2 tRNA genes are annotated in these 378 nt (G+C 36.8%); both read left to right on the forward strand.

Annotated features, from left to right (window positions below):
* Positions 1–9 precede the first annotated feature (9 nt).
* Positions 10–82, forward strand: a tRNA-Asn gene (locus JEM49_RS10305).
* Positions 83–93: 11 nt separating this feature from the next.
* Positions 94–184, forward strand: a tRNA-Ser gene (locus tag JEM49_RS10310).
* The last annotated feature ends 194 nt before the right edge of the window (positions 185–378 follow it).

Consider the following 378-nt stretch of genomic DNA (forward strand, 5'->3'; position numbering starts at 1 on the left):
TTTTAATATTCCGGCTTAGCTCAGTTGGTAGAGCGCTTGACTGTTAATCAAGATGTCGTCAGTTCGAGTCTGACAGCCGGAGTACTCTTGTATGGAGTGTTGTCCGAGTGGCTTAAGGAGCATGATTGGAAATCATGTATACGGGCTTATACCTGTATCGAGGGTTCAAATCCCTCACACTCCGTAGATAAATGAAGAAAAGAGATCATATTCGTTATGATCTCTTTTTTCTTACCTTATAATAAGTAGCAAGAAGGTATTAAAATGAAAAATAAAAAGAAAGTTCTGTTTTCTTTGAACTGAGACCTAAAAATTAGACAGTTTAAAATACAGGATTAATAGAGGCTTGATTCCGATATTCTTTCGGAGTTAAGCCTT

Origin of the sequence: Lactobacillus sp. A27 (assembly GCF_016742815.1) — a bacterium.
GTDB lineage: Bacteria > Bacillota > Bacilli > Lactobacillales > Lactobacillaceae > Lactobacillus > Lactobacillus gallinarum.